At 71.8% G+C, this 18,156-nt stretch carries 13 protein-coding genes; 11 read left to right on the forward strand and 2 right to left on the reverse strand.

Annotation, left to right across the window (positions count from 1 at the left end; genetic code table 11):
• Positions 1-33 precede the first annotated feature (33 nt).
• Both ACFY2B_RS37945 and ACFY2B_RS37950 read left to right on the forward strand, forming a co-directional pair.
• Positions 34-1,200, forward strand: coding sequence for a citrate synthase (locus tag ACFY2B_RS37945; protein WP_390767609.1), 1,167 nt, complete (start codon positions 34-36; stop codon positions 1,198-1,200).
• Between the two features lie 324 nt (positions 1,201-1,524).
• Entirely contained in the window at positions 1,525-2,730 is a 1,206-nt protein-coding gene (locus ACFY2B_RS37950) for a CobW family GTP-binding protein (protein ID WP_390767610.1), read from the forward strand.
• Here ACFY2B_RS37950 and ACFY2B_RS37955 read toward each other — a convergent pair.
• Positions 2,727-5,186 (reverse strand): DNA topoisomerase (ATP-hydrolyzing) subunit A, encoded by a 2,460-nt coding sequence (locus tag ACFY2B_RS37955; RefSeq protein ID WP_390767611.1) that lies wholly within the window; start codon positions 5,184-5,186, stop codon positions 2,727-2,729. The two genes, ACFY2B_RS37950 and ACFY2B_RS37955, sit on opposite strands and share 4 nt — an antisense overlap.
• A gap of 311 nt (positions 5,187-5,497) precedes the next feature.
• Here ACFY2B_RS37955 and ACFY2B_RS37960 point away from each other — a divergent pair, with 311 nt between their 5' ends.
• The 4 genes from ACFY2B_RS37960 (at position 5,498) to ACFY2B_RS37975 (ending at position 10,744) form a co-directional block, all read left to right on the forward strand.
• Positions 5,498-6,901 carry a M16 family metallopeptidase gene (locus ACFY2B_RS37960; RefSeq protein ID WP_390767612.1) on the forward strand — a complete coding sequence of 468 codons (1,404 nt, stop codon included), beginning with the start codon at positions 5,498-5,500 and terminating at the stop codon, positions 6,899-6,901.
• Entirely contained in the window at positions 6,898-8,286 is a 1,389-nt protein-coding gene (locus tag ACFY2B_RS37965) for a M16 family metallopeptidase (RefSeq protein WP_390767613.1), read from the forward strand. The genes ACFY2B_RS37960 and ACFY2B_RS37965 overlap by 4 nt, the downstream gene beginning before the upstream one ends.
• An 821-nt stretch (positions 8,287-9,107) precedes the next feature.
• Positions 9,108-9,863 carry a M23 family metallopeptidase gene (locus tag ACFY2B_RS37970; protein WP_390767614.1) on the forward strand — a complete coding sequence of 252 codons (756 nt, stop codon included), beginning with the start codon at positions 9,108-9,110 and terminating at the stop codon, positions 9,861-9,863.
• 188 nt (positions 9,864-10,051) lie between these two features.
• Positions 10,052-10,744, forward strand: coding sequence for a GntR family transcriptional regulator (locus tag ACFY2B_RS37975; protein WP_390767615.1), 693 nt, complete (start codon positions 10,052-10,054; stop codon positions 10,742-10,744).
• Positions 10,745-11,053: 309 nt separating this feature from the next.
• Here ACFY2B_RS37975 and ACFY2B_RS37980 read toward each other — a convergent pair whose 3' ends face one another.
• Positions 11,054-11,335 carry an HPr family phosphocarrier protein gene (locus ACFY2B_RS37980; RefSeq protein WP_390767616.1) on the reverse strand — a complete coding sequence of 94 codons (282 nt, stop codon included), beginning with the start codon at positions 11,333-11,335 and terminating at the stop codon, positions 11,054-11,056.
• 177 nt (positions 11,336-11,512) lie between these two features.
• Here ACFY2B_RS37980 and ACFY2B_RS37985 point away from each other — a divergent pair, with 177 nt between their 5' ends.
• The 5 genes from ACFY2B_RS37985 (at position 11,513) to ACFY2B_RS38005 (ending at position 17,744) form a co-directional block, all read left to right on the forward strand.
• Complete coding sequence (locus ACFY2B_RS37985) at positions 11,513-14,584, forward strand: GNAT family N-acetyltransferase (protein WP_390767617.1); 3,072 nt, start codon at positions 11,513-11,515, stop codon at positions 14,582-14,584.
• Positions 14,585-15,081: 497 nt separating this feature from the next.
• The gene (locus tag ACFY2B_RS37990) at positions 15,082-15,678 is read left to right on the forward strand and encodes a DUF5998 family protein (RefSeq protein ID WP_376536471.1); all 597 of its coding nucleotides are present in this window, start codon (positions 15,082-15,084) and stop codon (positions 15,676-15,678) included.
• Complete coding sequence (locus tag ACFY2B_RS37995; RefSeq protein ID WP_390767618.1) at positions 15,678-16,871, forward strand: alkaline phosphatase family protein; 1,194 nt, start codon at positions 15,678-15,680, stop codon at positions 16,869-16,871. The genes ACFY2B_RS37990 and ACFY2B_RS37995 overlap by 1 nt, the downstream gene beginning before the upstream one ends.
• A 46-nt stretch (positions 16,872-16,917) precedes the next feature.
• Complete coding sequence (locus ACFY2B_RS38000) at positions 16,918-17,094, forward strand: hypothetical protein (protein WP_390767619.1); 177 nt, start codon at positions 16,918-16,920, stop codon at positions 17,092-17,094.
• On the forward strand, positions 17,094-17,744 hold the full coding sequence (locus ACFY2B_RS38005; RefSeq protein ID WP_390767620.1) for a thymidine kinase: 651 nt from the start codon (positions 17,094-17,096) through the stop codon (positions 17,742-17,744). The genes ACFY2B_RS38000 and ACFY2B_RS38005 overlap by 1 nt, the downstream gene beginning before the upstream one ends.
• Positions 17,745-18,156 lie beyond the last annotated feature (412 nt).

Here is an 18,156-nt window from a genome sequence, read left to right on the forward strand (position 1 = left end):
TGGACAGTCTAATCAACTCCAGGGAGGAGAATCATGTCCATCAACAGGGCCCCAGCCACCCTTGTCGATGTGCCGCGCGGACTTGCGGGTGTGGTCGTCGCCGACACCGAGATCGGTGACGTCCGGGGCATCGAGGGCTTCTACCACTACCGCCAGTACCCGGCCGTCGAACTCGCGCGGACCCGCGGCTTCGAGGACGTCTGGCACCTCCTCGCGTACGGCGGACTCCCGGACCCGGAGCGCCGTGCCGCCTTCCTCGCCGAGACCAAGGCGCTGCGCGGGCTCCCCGCCGAGGTCCGTGCCGCGCTGCCGGCCGTGGCCGCGGCGAGCCGCACCTCGGGCCCGCTGGCCGGGGCGCGCACCGCGCTGTCCCTGCTGGGCGCGGCCCGGGGGTTCCGGCCCCTGTACGACATCGACCCCGACCGGCGCCGTGCCGACGCCGTCGCCGCCTGCGCGGCCGTACCGATCCTGCTCACCGCCCTGTACCGGCTCGGGCGTGGGCAGCAGCCGGTGGAGCCGCGCGAGGACCTGTCGTACGCCGCCAACTACCTGTACATGGTGACCGGCGAGGAACCGGACGCGCGGCAGGCCCGGGCGGTCGAGCAGTACGTGATCTCAACCATTGATCATGGATTCAATGCATCAACCTTCGCCGCGCGGGTCATCGCGTCCACCGGCGCCGATGTGGTGGCGTGCCTCGTGGGGGCTCTGGGGGCGCTCTCCGGGCCGCTGCACGGAGGTGCGCCCAGCCGTGCGCTGGACACCCTCGACGCGATCGGCACCCCGGACCGGATCGACGGCTGGATCCGCGAGCGGGTCCTGGCCGGTGACCGCATCATGGGCTTCGGCCACGCGATCTACCGCACGGAGGATCCTCGTTCGCGGATGCTCCGTGAGATCGCCCAGGGCTTCGGTGGACCGCGTGTCGGCTTCGCCGTGGAGGTCGAGCGCCGGGTCGAGGCGATCCTCGCCGAGCTGAAACCCGGCCGCGAACTGCACACGAACGTCGAGTTCTACGCGGGTGTGGTCATGGAGCTGTGCGGACTGCCCCGCGAGATGTTCACGCCCACCTTCGCGGCGGCGCGCGTGGTCGGCTGGAGCGCCAACATCCTGGAACAGGCCGCCGACTCGAAGATCATCCGGCCGGTCGCGCGGTACGTCGGGCCGGAGCCGCAGATTCCGGTGCCGATGCCCGAGTGACGAGGGAGCGGACCCCACGGACACCTACGGGCACCGTCCACGGCCACTCATGGACGCGCACGGGCATCCGCAGACACCCACGGTCCGCTGATGCGCGCGGGCATCCGCTGACGCGCGCGGGCATCCGCAGATACTCACGGGCGCCCACGGGCGTTGACGCACGGGCATTCACGGACACTGACGCACGCTCACCGGCACCACGGGACCGCCGACGCCCACGACGGCGGGGTCCTGTCGCTGCTCGTATCCTGGGTCGGCATTCCATCCCCGACCGTGCGCCGGGCCGTGAGCCGGTGCACGCGTCCGCGTGAGAGAGGTCGCTCAGTGGGGCACCACCGCAGTCCGCAGCAGATCCCGGTCGTCGTACTCGCCGGATTCCTGGGCTCCGGGAAGACCACGCTCCTCAACCACCTCCTCCATCGCAGCGGGGGCAGCCGGATCGGGGCGATCGTCAATGACTTCGGCGCCATCGAGATCGACGCGATGGCCGTGGCCGGCGCCCTCGGCGACTCGACGGTCTCCCTCGGCAACGGCTGCCTGTGCTGCGCCGTCGACACCAGTGAACTCGACGACTACCTGGCCCGGCTCGCCGCCCCGGACACCGGTATCGACGTCATCGTCATCGAGGCCAGCGGGCTCGCCGAACCCCAGGAACTCGTCCGGATGGTGCTCGCCAGCGAACACCCCGGGATCGTCTACGGGGGCCTCGTCGAGGTGGTCGACGCCGCAGAGTTCGATGCCACCCGCGCCCGGCACCCGGAGATCGACCGGCACCTGGCCCTCGCCGATCTGGTCGTGGTCAACAAGCTCGACCGAGCCGAGGACGGCGAGCGGGTGCTCGGCCTCGTCGGCTCGCTCACCGACCGGGCCGCCGTCGTGCCCGCCTCCTACGGCCGCGTCGACCCCGAATTCCTCTTCGACTGCCGCCCGGCCGAGGAACGCATCGGTCAGCTGTCCTTCGACGACCTGCACGAGCACGACGAGGGTGAGCACGGCCCGCACGAGCACACGGGCCATCTGCACAGCGGCTACGAGAGCCTGTCCTTCGTCTCCGACGTCCCGCTGGACCCCCGCCGGCTGATGCGCTTCCTCGACAGCCGGCCCGAGGGGCTGTACCGGATCAAGGGACACATCGACTTCGGGGCGTACGACTGCGGCAACCGGTACGGCGTGCACGCCGTCGGGCGGTTCCTGCGCTTCTACCCCGAGCCCTGGACGGAGAGCGGGGACCGGCTCACCCAGCTCGTCCTCATCGGCGCCGGCCTCGACACCGCCGCCCTCGGCGAGGAACTCCGGGCCTGTGAGAGCGGCGACGCCCCGCACACCGACGAGCACGGCATGTGGGGCGTCCTGCGCTACGTGACGGCTCCGGAGGGCGGGGACGATCCCGAGCGGTACGCCGCCGGGGAACCGGCCCCCGAGGATCCGCCGTTCGGGGACCCGGGCCGGTCCGGCGAGGCGTTCGGGGACCCCGCCCAGCCCGGTGAGGCGTTCGGAGATCCCGTCCAGCCGTCCGGAGAGCCCGTCTAGAAGGCCGGGCCCGCCACCACCGACACCGTCTTCGCCAGCGACACGCCCGAGCCGTCGCGGCGCGGGTCCAGTTCCGGCAGCTCGACCGGCGCCCCGTTCTTCTGCGCCGCCCGCGCCGGGATCGGGCCCACCCAGGCCAGGGACAGGCAGTCCTCGCCCTTCAGGAACCGCTGGCAGCGCACACCCCCGGTGGCCCGGCCCTTGCGCGGATACTGGTCGAACGGGGTCAGCTTGGCCGTCGTGTGCACCGAGTCGTCCAGCGTGCCCCGCGAGCCCGCCACCGTGAAGACCACCGCCTCCACGGCCGGGTCGACCGCGGTGAAGGAGATCACCTTGGCGCCCTCGGTGAGCTTGATACCGGCCATGCCACCCGCCGGCCGGCCCTGCGGGCGGACCTGGGACGCCTGGTAGCGCAGCAACTGCGCGTCGTCCGTGACGAACACCAGGTCCTCCTCGCCGGTGCGCAGCTCCAGCCCGCCGACGATCCGGTCGCCCTCCTTGAGCGCGATGACCTCCAACTCGTCCTTGTTGGACGGGTAGTCGGGCACCACCCGCTTCACCACGCCCTGCTCGGTGCCGAGGGCCAGACCAGGCGACGACTCGTCGAGCGTCGTCAGGCACACCACCGTCTCGTCGTCCTCCAGGCTGACGAACTCCGCCAGCGGCGCGCCGCCCGCCAGGTTCGGCACCGTCGTCGGCTCCGGCAACTGCGGGAGGTCGACCACGTTGACCCGCAGCAGACGGCCGGCGGACGTCACCACGCCCACCTCACCGCGCGCCGTCGCCGGAACCGCCGAGATGATCACGTCGTGCTTGACCCGCTTGGCCCCGGCGTCGGCCGGGTAGGGCTCGGCGTCCGCGGTCCGGGCCAGCAGCCCGGTCGAGGACAGCAGCACCCGGCACGGATCGTCGGCCACCTGGAGCGGCACGGGGGCGACCGGTGCGGCCCCCGCCTCCAGCAGCAGCGTACGGCGGGGGGTGGCGAACTTCTTGGCCACCGCGGCGAGTTCGGCGGAGACCAGCTTGCGCAGCTCGGCGTCCGACTCCAGGATCCGGGTCAGCTCCGCGATCTCCTCGTTCAGCCGCTCCTTCTCCGCCTCCAGCTCGATCCGGTCGTACTTGGTCAGGCGGCGCAGGGGGGTGTCCAGGATGTACTGCGTCTGGATCTCCGACAGCGAGAAGTGCTCCATCAGGCGCGCCTTCGCCTGCGCGCTGTTCTCGCTGGAGCGGATCAGCCGGATGACCTCGTCGATGTCCACCAGGGCGGTGAGCAGGCCCTCCACCAGGTGCAGCCGGTCACGCCGCTTGCTGCGGCGGAACTCCGAGCGGCGCCGCACCACGTCGAAACGGTGGTCGAGGTAGACCTCCAGGAGTTCCTTCAGGCCCAGGGTGAGCGGCTGGCCGTCGACCAGGGCCACGTTGTTGATGCCGAAGGACTCCTCCATCGGCGTCAGCTTGTAGAGCTGCTCCAGGACCGCCTCGGGCACGAAGCCGTTCTTGATCTCGATGACCAGCCGCAGGCCGTGCTCCCGGTCCGTGAGGTCCTTGACGTCGGCGATGCCCTGGATCTTCTTCGAGCCGACCAGGTCCTTGATCTTGGAGATCACCTTCTCCGGACCCACCGCGAACGGCAGTTCCGTGACGACAAGACCCTTGCGGCGGGCCGTCACCGTCTCCACGGACACCGTGGCGCGGATCCGGAACGTGCCCCGGCCCGTCTCGTACGCGTCGCGGATCCCGGAGAGGCCGACGATCCGGCCGCCGGTGGGCAGGTCGGGGCCCGGCACGTGCTTGATCAGGGCGTCCAGGTCGGCGTTCGGGTGCCGGATCAGGTGGCGGGCGGCCGCGATCACCTCGCCGAGGTTGTGCGGCGGCATGTTGGTGGCCATGCCCACCGCGATGCCCGACGCGCCGTTCACCAGCAGGTTCGGGAAGGCGGCGGGCAGGGCCGCCGGCTCCTGCTCCTGGCCGTCGTAGTTGGGCGCGAAGTCGACCGTGTCCTCGTCGATCGACTCGGTCATCAGGCTGGTGGCCTCGGCCATCCGGCACTCGGTGTACCGCATCGCGGCCGGCGGGTCGTCGTTGCCCAGCGAGCCGAAGTTGCCGTGGCCGTCCACCAGCGGGACACGCATCGAGAAGGACTGGGCCATGCGCACCAGGGCGTCGTAGATGGACGCGTCTCCGTGCGGGTGGAGCTTGCCCATGACGTCGCCGACGACACGCGCGCACTTCACGTAGCCGCGGTCGGGGCGCAGGCCCATCTCGTTCATCTGGTAGACGATGCGGCGGTGCACCGGCTTGAGGCCGTCGCGCGCATCCGGCAGGGCGCGGGAGTAGATGACCGAGTACGCGTACTCAAGGTAGGAGCCCTGCATCTCGTCCACGACGTCGATGTCGAGGATTCGCTCCTCGAACGGTTCGTCGGGTGGCGGGGTCTTCGTGCTGCGGCGGGCCATCGCTGCCGGCTCCTCCTGTTTCCGGTCGCTCCCCTGCGGGGCGTTCGTGCTGAAGCGTGAACGTGATCTGCTGCGGACCATTGTGGACCGCGACACTGACAACCCGGGCCAGGCCCCGGTGCCGGCGGCCGGCCCCGGCGCCGGAGCCGGCCGCGGGGCCGCCTCGTGGTATGACCCCCGCAGGCTACGCGATCCGCTGTGGGCGTACGTCCCGCGGGAACTTCGCCCGAGGTCCGCACGCTTGCATACAGTGGCAGGACTGGCAGGAAATCCGCGGTTTCGCAACCGCACCCGCGATCGAAGGGACGTACATGCCCATGGGTCACACGGCCACAGCCGAGGCAGGCTCCGGGGGCCTGACAGCGACCGAGCACCGCCTGGCCAACGGCCTGCGCGTGGTGCTTTCCGAGGACCACCTGACCCCGGTCGCCGCGGTCTGCCTCTGGTACGACGTCGGCTCCCGCCACGAAGTCAAGGGGCGCACCGGTCTGGCTCACCTTTTCGAGCACCTGATGTTCCAGGGATCCGCGCAGGTGACGGGCAACGGGCACTTCGAGCTGGTGCAGGGCGCCGGCGGCTCGCTGAACGGCACCACCAGCTTCGAGCGCACCAACTACTTCGAGACCATGCCCGCCCACCAGCTGGAACTCGCCCTCTGGCTGGAGGCCGACCGCATGGGCTCCCTGCTGGCCGCGCTCGACGACGAGTCCATGGAGAACCAGCGGGACGTCGTCAAGAACGAGCGCCGCCAGCGGTACGACAACGTGCCCTACGGCACCGCGTTCGAGCGGCTGACCGCCCTCGCCTACCCGGAGGGCCACCCGTACCACCACACGCCCATCGGCTCGATGGCGGACCTGGACGCGGCGACGCTGGAGGACGCGCGCCAGTTCTTCCGCACCTACTACGCGCCCAACAACGCCGTACTCTCCGTAGTCGGCGACATCGACCCGGAGCAGACCCTCGCCTGGATCGAGAAGTACTTCGGCTCCATCGCGTCCCACGACGGCAAGCCCGAGCCCCGCGACGGCGCGCTGCCCCTGGTCATGGGCGAGCAGCTGCGCGAGGTCGTCGTGGAGGAGGTCCCGGCCCGCGCCCTGATGGCGGCCTACCGGCTGCCGGAGGACGGCACGCGCGCGTCCGACGCGGCCGACCTGGCGCTCACCGTCCTCGGCGGCGGCGAGTCCTCCCGCCTGTACAACCGGCTCGTCCGCCGGGACCGTACGGCGGTGGCGGCCGGATTCGGCCTGCTGCGGCTGGCCGGCGCGCCCTCCCTGGGCTGGCTGGACGTGAAGACCTCCGGTGACGTCGAGGTGCCGGTCATCGAGGCCGCCATCGACGAGGAGCTGGCCCGGTTCGCCGCCGAGGGCCCCACTCCGGAGGAAATGGAGCGGGCCCAGGCGCAGTTGGAGCGCGAATGGCTGGACCGGCTCGGCACGGTCGCGGGCCGCGCCGACGAACTGTGCCGGTTCGCTGTCCTGTTCGGTGACCCGCAGCTCGCCCTCACCGCCGTGCAGCGCGTCCTGGAAGTGACCGCCCAGGAGGTCCAGGAGGTCGCCCAGGCCCGGCTGCGCCCCGACAACCGCGCGGTGCTCGTCTACGAGCCGCTGTCCGCGGAGTCCGCGGAGCACACCGAGGACGTGGACGTCCCCGAGGACCCCGAGTCCGAAGCCACCGTCGAAGCCGGCGCCGACAACGAGGAGGCGGCCAAGTGACCGAGCTCGCCACGATGGAGTTCCACCCCCAGCCCCGCGCCGGCGAGGCGAAGCCGTGGGCCTTCCCGGCCCCCGAGCGCGGGACGCTGGACAACGGCCTGACCGTCCTGCGCTGCCACCGCCCCGGCCAGCGGATCGTCGCCGTCGAGGTGCTGCTGTCCGCGCCCCTGGACGCCGAACCGGCCGGCCTCGACGGCGTCGCCACGATCATGGCCCGGGCCTTCTCCGAGGGCACCGACCGGCATTCCGCCGAGGAGTTCGCCGCCGAGCTGGAGCGGGCCGGCGCCACGCTGGACGCGCACGCCGACCACCCCGGTGTCCGGCTGAGCCTGGAGGTCCCGGCCTCCCGCCTGGCCAAGGGCCTCGGCCTGCTGTCCGACGCGCTGCGCGCACCCGCGTTCGCCGACAGCGAGGTCGAGCGGCTGGTCCGCAACCGCCTCGACGAGATCCCGCACGAGCTGGCCAACCCGGCCCGCCGTGCCGCCAAGGAACTCTCCAAGGAACTGTTCCCGGCGGCCTCGCGCATGTCCCGCCCGCGCCAGGGCACCGAGGAGACCGTCGCCAAGATCGACGCAGCGGCGGTGCGCGCCTTCTACGAGCGGCACGTGCGGCCCGCCACGGCCACCGCCGTGGTCGTCGGCGACCTGACCGGCATCGACCTGGACGCGCTGCTCGATGAGTCCCTGGGTGCCTGGACCGGCGCCACGTCCGAGCCGCGGCCGGTGCCGTCGGTGAGCGCCGACGACCACGGCCGGGTCGTCATCGTGGACCGTCCCGGCGCCGTCCAGACGCAGCTGCTCATCGGCCGCGTTGGTTCCGACCGGCACGACCGGGTCTGGCCCGCCCAGGTGCTCGGCACGTACTGCCTCGGCGGCACCCTCACCTCCCGGCTGGACCGCGTCCTGCGCGAGGAGAAGGGCTACACCTACGGCGTGCGCGCGTTCGGCCAGGTCCTGCGGTCCGCCCCGGACGGCACGGGCGCCTCGCTGCTCGCCATCAGCGGTTCCGTGGACACCCCGAACACCGGTCCCGCGCTCGCGGATCTGTGGACGGTGCTGCGCACGCTGGCGGCGGAGGGGCTCACGGACGCGGAGCGCGATGTCGCCGTGCAGAACCTCGTGGGGGTGGCGCCGCTGAAGTACGAGACGGCCGCGGCGGTGGCGAGCACGCTCGCCGACCAGGTGGAGCAGTACCTGTCCGACGACTACCAGGCGACGCTCTACCAGCAGCTGGCCGCCACCGGAACCGTCGAGGCCACGGCCGCCGTGGTGAACGCCTTCCCGGTGGACGGTCTGGTGACGGTCCTGGTCGGCGACGCGGCACAGATCAAGGAACCGGTCGAGGCCCTCGGCATCGGCGAGGTCCGCGTGGTTCCCGCGGAGTAGTCCACGGCCCCGCGCGCGTGGCGGTGTCCCGCGCGCGGGGGACACCGCCCGGGCGTCGGGTCCCCGCCGGGCCTCCCGGGCCCACCGGGACCTGGGACCCGCCGGGACCTGGGACCCGCCGGGACCTGGGACCCGCCGGACCGGGGGTCCACCGGGACCCAGGGACCCATCCGGGGACGTTTTCACCCCCGTAGGCCGCCCGCTTGCGGTATGCGCGCGGTGGCCCGCTACGCGCGCGTGGGGCCACGCCCACGCCACGCCCACCACCCGCAGCCGGGGCCGTTCGCCCACACCCACGCACCCGAACCCGTCGCAGCGCCTGAACCCTTCACAGCGCCCGCAGCCGCCACAGCAGCCACATCCGCACCCACCTTCCCCCCTCAAACCGCGGCCCGCCACGCGCGCGTGGCGCCCTGACAGCCGACCGTTCGTCAGTTCCCGAAGTCCTACGCCCCCGTCCCGGCTCCCGGACGCGGCCCCTCTCCCTTCCCGGGAATGCCCGAATTGCGGGGGAGCCTGCCAGTCTGACCTGTGGCATGCGCTACAAACGCCCGGTTCTGTTTGGGGATTGAAAGTTGTCCCCTTAGCGTCATCCGGGCTGTTCGTCAGGCAGTGCGCCGCGCCGCGGCACCGGACAGCCATCGCCGAGTCCCCGTACGGCGCGAGCCGCGGGAGCCGGGGACCCGCGTCCCTGGGATGAACCGGGCCCGCACGGAACCGTAGGAGACCTACCTGCTCCGAACCCTCCCGCAGCGCCTGCACGACCTGGGGCAGCACCGCAGGCCCGGTAGGCGAGAGGGAAGGAAAGGATCAGCCACTCCATGGCGTTCACCCACGCCGCAGGGAAGCACCGGCGCCCCGGCCGGACGCACCGCACCACCACTCGGGCGGCGGGCGTCGCCGCCCTCGCCACCACCGGTGTCATGGGCACCCTCGCGGCCGGCCCGGCACACGCGGCCGGCGCCCCCGCGGAGCGGACCGGTCTCACCCCCGTCGTCGGCCTCAGTGACCTGGTCGCCGAGCAGGTCGATGCCCAGGCGGCCGCGCAGCGGCGGGCAGCGGAGGAGAAGGCGGCCGGGGAGGCCGCGCGCAGGGCGGCGGCACAGCAGGCGGTCGCGGAACGCGCGGCCGAGACCCGGGCCGCCCGCGAAGCCGAGCGTGCGCGCCTGAACGCCTTCGTCGCGCCGATCGCGCAGTCCTACGTCTCCACCGGCTACCGGACCGGCGGCTCCCTGTGGTCCTCCGGCACCCACACCGGCATCGACTTCCACGCCGGCGTCGGCACCGCCGTCGACGCGGTGGGCTCCGGCACCGTGGTGTCGGCCGGCTGGGCAGGCGCGTACGGCTACGAGATCGTGATCAGGATGGCCGATGGCATGTACACCCAGTACGGCCATCTGTCGTCCGTCGGCGTCTCGGCGGGCGGCCAGGTCACCCCGGGACAGCAGATCGGGCTGTCCGGCGCGACGGGCAACGCGACCGGGCCGCACCTCCACTTCGAGGTCCGGACGACGGCGGAGTACGGCTCCGACGTCGACCCCGTCGGCTACCTCCGCGGGCACGGCGTGAACGTCTGACGATCGACGGCGACCCCTCCCGTGACCCCGGCCCGCCGCGCCCGGGGTTTCGTCGTTTCGGACGTGCCGCTGTCCAAAAAATATCCATGGATTCCGGCCCGCCATCGGAAATTCCGGCTCATTGCAATAGAGTCGCGGAACACGCGTCAATCGTCGACGTTTCACGGGGATTAAGGCGGAGGTCGGGTATGCGTATTCCGGCGCACTCGGTGTGCACGGCGATCCGGGACGACATCGTCGCCGGTGTCTACGAACGCGGCAGCCGGCTCACCGAAGAACTTCTCGCGCGCCGTTACGGCGTCTCGCGCGTCCCCGTCCGCGAGGCCCTGCGCACGCTGGAGGCGGAGGGCTTCGTGGTGACGCGGCGGCACGCGGGCGCGTGCGTGGCCGAACCGACCGAGCAGGAGGCCGCCGACCTGCTGGAGATGCGCCTGCTCCTGGAGCCGCTGGGCGCCTCCCGGGCCGCCCAGCGGCGCACCGAGGCCCACCTCAAGCTGTTGCGCGGCCTGGTCCGGCTGGGCCAGGAGCGGGCCAGGCGGGGCAACAGCGAGGAACTGCGATCCCTGGACGGCTGGTTCCACGAGACGCTCGCCCAGGCGTCCGGGAGTCAGGCCCTGACCTCGACGCTCACCCAGCTCCGGCACAAGATCGCCTGGATGTACGCGGTGGAGGCGCCCACCGCCCACGTCGAGTCCTGGGCGGAGCACGGCGTCATCGTGGACGCGGTGGCGCGCGGCGACGCGGAGCGCGCGCGGGCGGTGATGGCCCTGCACACCGAGCGCGCGACCGGCGCGCACCGACCGCGCTTCGCGCGCGGCGACCGCCCGGTATCCGTGAGGACTTCGCAACGTCCCGTAAACATGTCGGGTCTGCGAAATTAACAAGGGCGCCGTATACAAAGAAGAGGTATTCGGTGGCGGTGTATTTCCGCTGCCGTATTTCCGTACGCCCGAATTCTCGTCGAGTGCCGCCCGCGTGTTCTCGTCGGGTGCCGCCCGAGTGTGCCTGCCGTGAATTCGATGCGGCTCGGACGGGAGATGGCCGGGGACGTGCGGGGACACGTGCGGGGACAGGCGGACGCGGGCGGACACGGTGAAGCCGCGCCGCCCGGACAGGGCTGACGCGGCTCCGGTCGCCACTGCGGCGACACGCGCCCGGACGCGGCTGCGTCAGTGCGCGACGGCGGATGCTCAGACGGTCTCGGGCAGCTCCTCCAGCCCCTCGGCGACCAGCTTCGCCAGCCGGTCCAGGGCGACGTCGGCGCCCTCGGCGTCGGAGGTGAGGACGATCTCCTCGCCGCCCTGCGCGCCCAGGCCGAGCACGGCGAGCATGGAGGCGGCGTTGACCGGGGCGCCCCCGGTCTTCGCGATGGTCACCGGGATGCCCGCGGCCGTGGCGGCCCGGACGAAGATGGAGGCGGGACGGGCGTGAAGGCCCTCGGCCCAGCCGACGTTGACGCGGCGCTCAGCCATGTGTTGCTGCCCTTCGGAGTTCAGAGTTGTCTAGACCAGTTTTCCATATGGTGAAGCATGCCCGGAGCGGTGCCGCGTCCGGCCCCGCTGGGTCGCCGGACCGGGGCCTCGGTCCGGTGTCCGTCCCCCACAGACTGCCTCGCGCCGTTGTCCTTGGCGAGCCGTACTCTGGGCCCCATGCGGACCACGGTGGACCGGCCCGGCCGGCACGAGTACCCCGCCCACTGGGAGGCGGACGTGGTACTGCGCGACGGCGGCACCGCACGCATCCGGCCCATCACCGCCGATGACGCCGACCGCCTGGTCAGTTTCTACGAGCAGGTCTCCGACGAGTCGAAGTACTACCGCTTCTTCGCTCCGTACCCGCGCCTGTCCGCCAAGGACGTCCACCGCTTCACCCACCACGACTTCGTGGACCGGGTGGGACTCGCGGCCACCATCGGCGACGAGTTCATCGCGACCGTGCGCTACGACCGCGTCGATACCGACGGCCTGCCCGCGCCCTTCGGCCTGCCACCCGCCACCACCCCGGCCGAAGGGCGCGCCGGGACCGCTCCCACAGTCTCCGACCAGGCCGAGGTCGCCTTCCTGGTGCAGGACGCGCACCAGGGCCGCGGGGTCGCCTCCGCCCTCCTGGAACACATCGCCGCCGTCGCGCGTGAGCGTGGGATCCGCCGCTTCGCCGCCGAGGTGCTGCCTGCCAACACCAAGATGATCAAGGTGTTCACGGATGCCGGCTACACCCAGAAGCGCAGCTTCGAGGACGGCGTCGTACGCATGGAGTTCGACCTGGAGCCCACCGAGCGCTCGCTCGCCGTGCAGCGCGCCCGGGAGCAGCGCGCCGAGGCGCGCTCCGTGCGCCGGCTGCTCGCGCCCCACTCCGTCGCGGTCCTCGGCGTGGGCCGCACGCCCGGCGGCGTGGGCCGCGGCGTGCTCGGCAACATCCGGGACGCCGGGTTCACCGGGAGCCTGTACGCGGTCAACTCGGCCTTCCCCGAGGAACTGGAGGAGGTCGACGGAGTGCCCGCGTACCGCTCGGTGCGGGACATCGAGGGCCCCGTCGACCTCGCGGTCCTTGCCGTCCCGGCCGAGCAGGTGAGGGAGGCGGTCACCGACTGCGGCGAACACGGCGTACAGGGTCTCGTGGTGATCTCCGCCGGATACGCGGAGAGCGGCCCCGAGGGACACGAGCGGCAGCGCGCACTCGTCCGGCACGCGCGCACGTACGGCATGCGGCTCGTCGGACCGAACGCCTTCGGGATCATCAACACCGCCGAGGAGGTGCGGCTCAACGCCTCGCTCGCACCCGAATTGCCGCGCCCCGGGCGGATCGGCCTGTTCGCCCAGTCCGGGGCGATCGGCATCGCGCTGCTGTCCCGGCTGCACCGGCGCGGGGGAGGGGTCACCGGGGTCACGGGCGTCTCCACCTTCGTGTCGTCCGGCAACCGGGCGGACGTCTCCGGCAACGACCTCATCCAGTACTGGTACGACGACCCCGACACCGACGTCGTCCTCATGTACCTGGAGACCCTGGGCAACCCGCGCAAGTTCACCCGGCTGGCACGTCGGACGGCCGCGGCGAAGCCGCTGGTCGTGGTGCAGGGATCAGGATCCGCGCCACTGGGCCACGCGGTCCGGGCCACCCGGCTGCCGCACGCCGCGGTGTCCGCGCTGCTGCGGCAGGCGGGAGTCATCCGGGTCGACACGATCACCGAACTGGTCGACGCGGGACTGCTGCTCGCACGCCAGCCGCTGCCCGCCGGGCCCCGGGTGGCGATCCTCGGCAACTCCGAGTCACTGGGGCTGCTCACCTACGACCGGTGCCTGGCCGAGGGGCTGCGCCCGGGACGCCCGCTGGACCTGACGACGCAGGCCACCGCGGAGGACTTCCACCGGGCGCTGTCCCGGGCGCTCGCGGACGACACCTGCGACGCGGTGGTCGTCACGGCCATCCCGGCGATCGGGGAGGGCCCGCCCCGGGACGCGGAACTGGCGCAGGCGCTGCGCTCCGCCGCCGCGGCGGCTCCGGCGAAGCCCGTGCTCGTCGTGCACGTGGAACTGGGCGGACTCGCGGAGGCGTTGTCCGCCGCGGCCGGCACGGCACCGCAGGCCGGGGCGCAGTCGTCCGGGGAAGATACCGAGCCGCCGTACGATCTGCTCCCGCCCGGGGTGCAGTCGTCCGTGGACGATGCCGAGTCGTCGCACGGTCCGCTCCCGCCCGGGGCGCAGTCGTCCAGGGACGACGCCGAGCCGCCGCACCATCTACTCCCGCCCGGGGCACAGACGTCCGGGGACGACGCCGAGCCGTCGCCTGCCCCGCCACCGCCCGGCGCGCCACGGAGGCGGACCCAGGAGAGCGCCGCACCCGGAGCGGCCCGCGAGGGCACCCGTCTCATTCCCGCCTATCCGGCGGCCGAGCGCGCCGTGCGGGCGCTCGCCGAAGCCGTCAGGTACGCGCAGTGGCGGCGCGAGGCGGCCGATCCCGGGAAGGTGCCCGAGTACGAGGACATCGACGAGAAGGGGGCCGCCGGCCTGATCGCCGGCCTGCTCACCCGCGGACAGCACCTCACGATCGGCACCGAGGAGACCTGCGAACTGCTCGGCAAGTACGGCATCCACGTGCGCCGCGCACTGCCCGCCCCCGGCCCGGACGCGGCCGTCGAGGCCGCCCGCACCCTCGGCTACCCGGTCGCCCTCAAAGCGACCGCCCCGCACCTGCGCCACCGCGCCGACCTGGGCGGGGTACGGCTCGACCTGGCCGACGAGGAGCAACTGCGCCGCGCCTACGCCGAGTTGACCGAGCTGTTCGGAAAGCCGGAGGAACTGCGGCCGGTGGTGCAGGCGATGGCGCCCCGGGGCGTGGACACCGTGGTACGGGCCGTGATCGACCCGGCGGCCGGGGCCGTGCTGTCCTTCGGGCTGGCCGGAGCCGCATCGCAACTGCTCGGCGACATCGCGCACCGGCTGGTCCCGGTGACAGACCGGGAGGCGGCCTCGCTGGTGCGCTCGATCCGGACGGCGCCGCTGCTGTTCGGCTGGCGCGGCTCCGCGCCGGTCGACACGCCCGCCCTGGAGGAGGTGCTGCTGCGGGTGTCCCGGCTGGTTCACGACCACCCCGAGGTGGTGGCCGTCACCCTGGAACCGGTGGTCGTGGCCCCGCACGGCCTGAGCGTCCTCGGCGCCGCGGTACGGCTCGCGCCCGCGCCGGTCCGCGACGACCTCGGACCCCGGACGCTTCCGGTGTACTGACGCGGGCCCGCCGTATCGCCGCGGGGCCGGTCGAGGCCGCAGTGCCCTGCCGCGGGTCCGCCGGCAGCCGTACCGCCGAGTGCTCGCCTGCCGCCGTACCGCCGCCGAGTCTCCCCGCGTCCTGACGCGGACCCGACACGCACTCCCCGGCGGGGGCTCTCCCCGACAGGGCCTCTCCCCAGCGCCGAGTCTTCCGGACGCCTCGTCTTCCAGCGCACCGATCCGGGAGGACCGCCTCGCAAACCGTGCCGACGGCCACCGGCCTGCCCCACGCACTGGCCGGACCCGCATACCGGCCCAGTGTCCCCGACCGGCCGGAACCCGCGCGCCGGCCGATGATCCCTCCTGCCCGCCCGGTCCGGCCGGACCCACCCACCCGCCGGACCGGCCTTCCCGACGGGACCGGACGGCGTTCTCGACTCGTCCGGACCGGCATTCCCGACTCGTCCGGATCGGCGTTCCCGACCGGACCGGAGCTCACGGGCCCACGGACTAGGATGGACGCCATGGCCAAGACCAGTACGACGACCCAGGGGCTGCGTGCGGCGATCGAGCGCAGCGGCTACTACCCGGCCCTCGTGGCCGAGGCGGTGGAGGCCGCCGTGGGCGGTGAGCCCATGCGGTCGTACCTGGTCCACCAGGAGACGACCTTCGACCAGAACGAGGTGCGGCGGCACGTGACCGTGCTGGTCCTCACCGGCAACCGGTTCATCGTCAGCCACACCGACGAACAGGCCGCCGACAGCGACTCCCCGACGCCGTTCGCCACCACCTCCACGGAGTCCGTGAAACTCGACCGGATCTCGTCCGTGGTGGTCAGCCGTGTGGTGGCCAACCCGGAGCAGTACAAGCCCGGTACACCGCCCCGCGAGGTCGTGCTGACCATCGGCTGGGGCGCCGTCTCCCGTATCGACCTGGAACCCGCCGCCTGCGGTGACCCGAACTGCGAGGCCGACCACGGCTATACGGGCAGCTCCACGGCGGACGACCTCAGTCTGCGCGTCAGTGAGGCGGGGGACGGCCCGGAGTCGGTGCGCGAGGCGCTCGCCTTCGCGCAGGCGCTCTCCGAGGCGACCGCGGATCTCACGCACTGATGGCGCAGACCGCAGCCTGGGACGCGCATCCGGAGCCGCTCGCCCTCGACAGCGCGCCGTTGCCCCAGTACGGCAGCGGCTCCCTCGCCGATCTGCTGCCCACCCTGGCCGCCGGGATGTCCGTCCCCGGTATGACCGCGGCGATCCCGGAACTGACCGCAGCCGACCGTAACTGCGTCTTCCTGATCGACGGTCTGGGCTGGGAGCAACTCGCGGCCCACCCCGCCGAGGCACCCTTCCTGACCTCGCTCCTCGCCGGCTCGCGTGGCGGCACCGGCCGTCCGATCACCGCCTGCTACCCGGCGACCACCGCGACCTCCCTCGCCTCCGTCGGCACCGGCCTGCCACCGGGTGCGCACGGTCTGCCGGGGTACACGGTCCGCGACCCCGGAACCGGTGAGCTGATGAACCAGCTGCGCTGGCAGCCGTGGACCGAGCCGCGGGTCTGGCAGCCGTACCCCACCGTCTTCCAGCTGGCCCAGGACGCGGGCGTGCACGCCGCCCAGGTCTCCTCCCCGGCCTTCGCGAACACCCCGCTCACCAAGGTCGCGCTCAGCGGTGGCACGTTCCACGGGCGGCTCAGCGGTGAGGAGCGCATGGACCTCGCGGCCGAGCAACTGGCCGCCGCGGACAGGGCCCTGGTGTACACGTACTACGCCGAACTGGACGGCGCGGGACACCGCTACGGCGTCGCCTCCGACACCTGGCGCGGCCAGCTCATGTACGTCGACCGGCTCGTCCAGCGCCTCGCCGAGCAACTGCCGGCGCGCAGCGCGCTCTACGTCACCGCCGACCACGGCATGGTCGACGTGCCCTTCGACGAACTGCACCGCATCGACTTCGACGAGGACTGGGAGCTACGGGCGGGCGTCGCCCTGCTGGGCGGCGAGGGCCGCGCGCGCCATGTCTACGCGCTGCCGGGCGCCGCGGACGACGTCCTGACCTGCTGGCGCGAGGTGCTGGGCGAGCAGTTCTGGGTGGCCTCGCGGGACGAGGCGGTCGCCGCGGGCTGGTTCGGGCCACGGGTCGACGACCGCGTGTACGCACGCATCGGCGACGTGGTCGCCGCCGCCCACGACGAGGTGCTGATCATCGCCTCCGAGCGGGAGCCGAAGGAGTCGGCGATGGTCGGCAACCACGGCTCGATGACCCCCGCCGAGCAATTGGTGCCCCTGCTCGAAGTACGTACCTGAACGCCGACCCGCTGCCACACTTTTGCCGAAAGGTGCTCAACCTCCCATGCCCGAGCTGGTGTTCTTCTCCGGAACGATGGACTGCGGGAAGTCCACCGATTTTCTTGGGTATTCGCCATTCGAATGTTGTGGTGTGAGTGGTGTGGTGGGGGCTGGTGGTGGGGTGGTGTGTGTCGGTGGGGTCTCTTGTCTTCGTTTGGTTGGAAAGGTTCCTCTGGCCTGATGTCCGAATTGGTGTTCTTCTCGGGGACGATGGACTGTGGAAAGTCAACTTTGGCGCTACAAATCGAACATAACCGGACCGCGCGTGGTCTACAGGGGCTGATATTCACACGTGACGACCGTGCGGGAGAGGGAAAGTTGTCGTCGCGTCTGGGATTGGTGACCGATGCGGTGGAGGCCGGGCCGGGGTTGGATCTGTACGGATATGTGGTGGAGCAGTTGTCCCGTGGCGGCCGGGTCGACTATGTGATTGTGGACGAGGCGCAGTTCTTGTTGCCCGGGCAGATCGACCAGTTGGCCCGGATCGTGGATGACTTGGAGCTGGATGTTTTCTCTTTCGGTATCACCACGGATTTCCGGACGAGGCTTTTTCCTGGGTCTCAGCGTTTGATCGAGCTGGCGGATCGTTTGGAGACGTTGCAGGTCGAGGCGATGTGCTGGTGTGGTGCGCGGGCTACGCACAATGCGCGGACCGTGGGTGGGGAGATGGTTGTGGAGGGGGAGCAGGTCGTTGTGGGTGATGTGGCGGGGTCGGTGGCGGAGGTGGGGTATGAGGTGTTGTGCCGGCGTCATCACCGTAAGCGGATGACGAGTGCGGGGGCGCGGGCGGCGGCGCTGTCGCCGGATGTGCTGCCGGTTACCGGCATGTGACCGCCGGTCGGTGAGAAGTGCGTCGACTTGCTTGCCGGCTGCACTGGCCATGGGGGAGCGGGAGGCGCTGGGTCGTGACCGTGGTCGGAGCTTCGAGTTCCAGGCAGGACTCGCAGTCAACGGTTGGTCATGTCCGAATCCGTGTGACCTGCGGAGATTCGTTTGCAGTGACTGTGCCGGGGCATCTACAGAAGGCGCAGGCGGGGTGACGTCGTGGAGTTCCGGTTCAGTGTATAGGGCATGCAATACCGTGGATCTGGCGATTTAGCAAAACGGCAGGTCAGGTGGGGTCGGCCCGATTTCGGGTCGGCCCCGTTCGCGTGCCTGTGGCTGGATGGTGGCTGGATGAGCTGACGCCTCGTCATCTGTCGTCATCTGTCGTTCTCTGTACGGCGGCTGGATTTTGGCTGGA

Source organism: Streptomyces sp. NPDC001270 (assembly GCF_042896695.1).
Classification (GTDB): Bacteria; Actinomycetota; Actinomycetes; order Streptomycetales; family Streptomycetaceae; genus Streptomyces.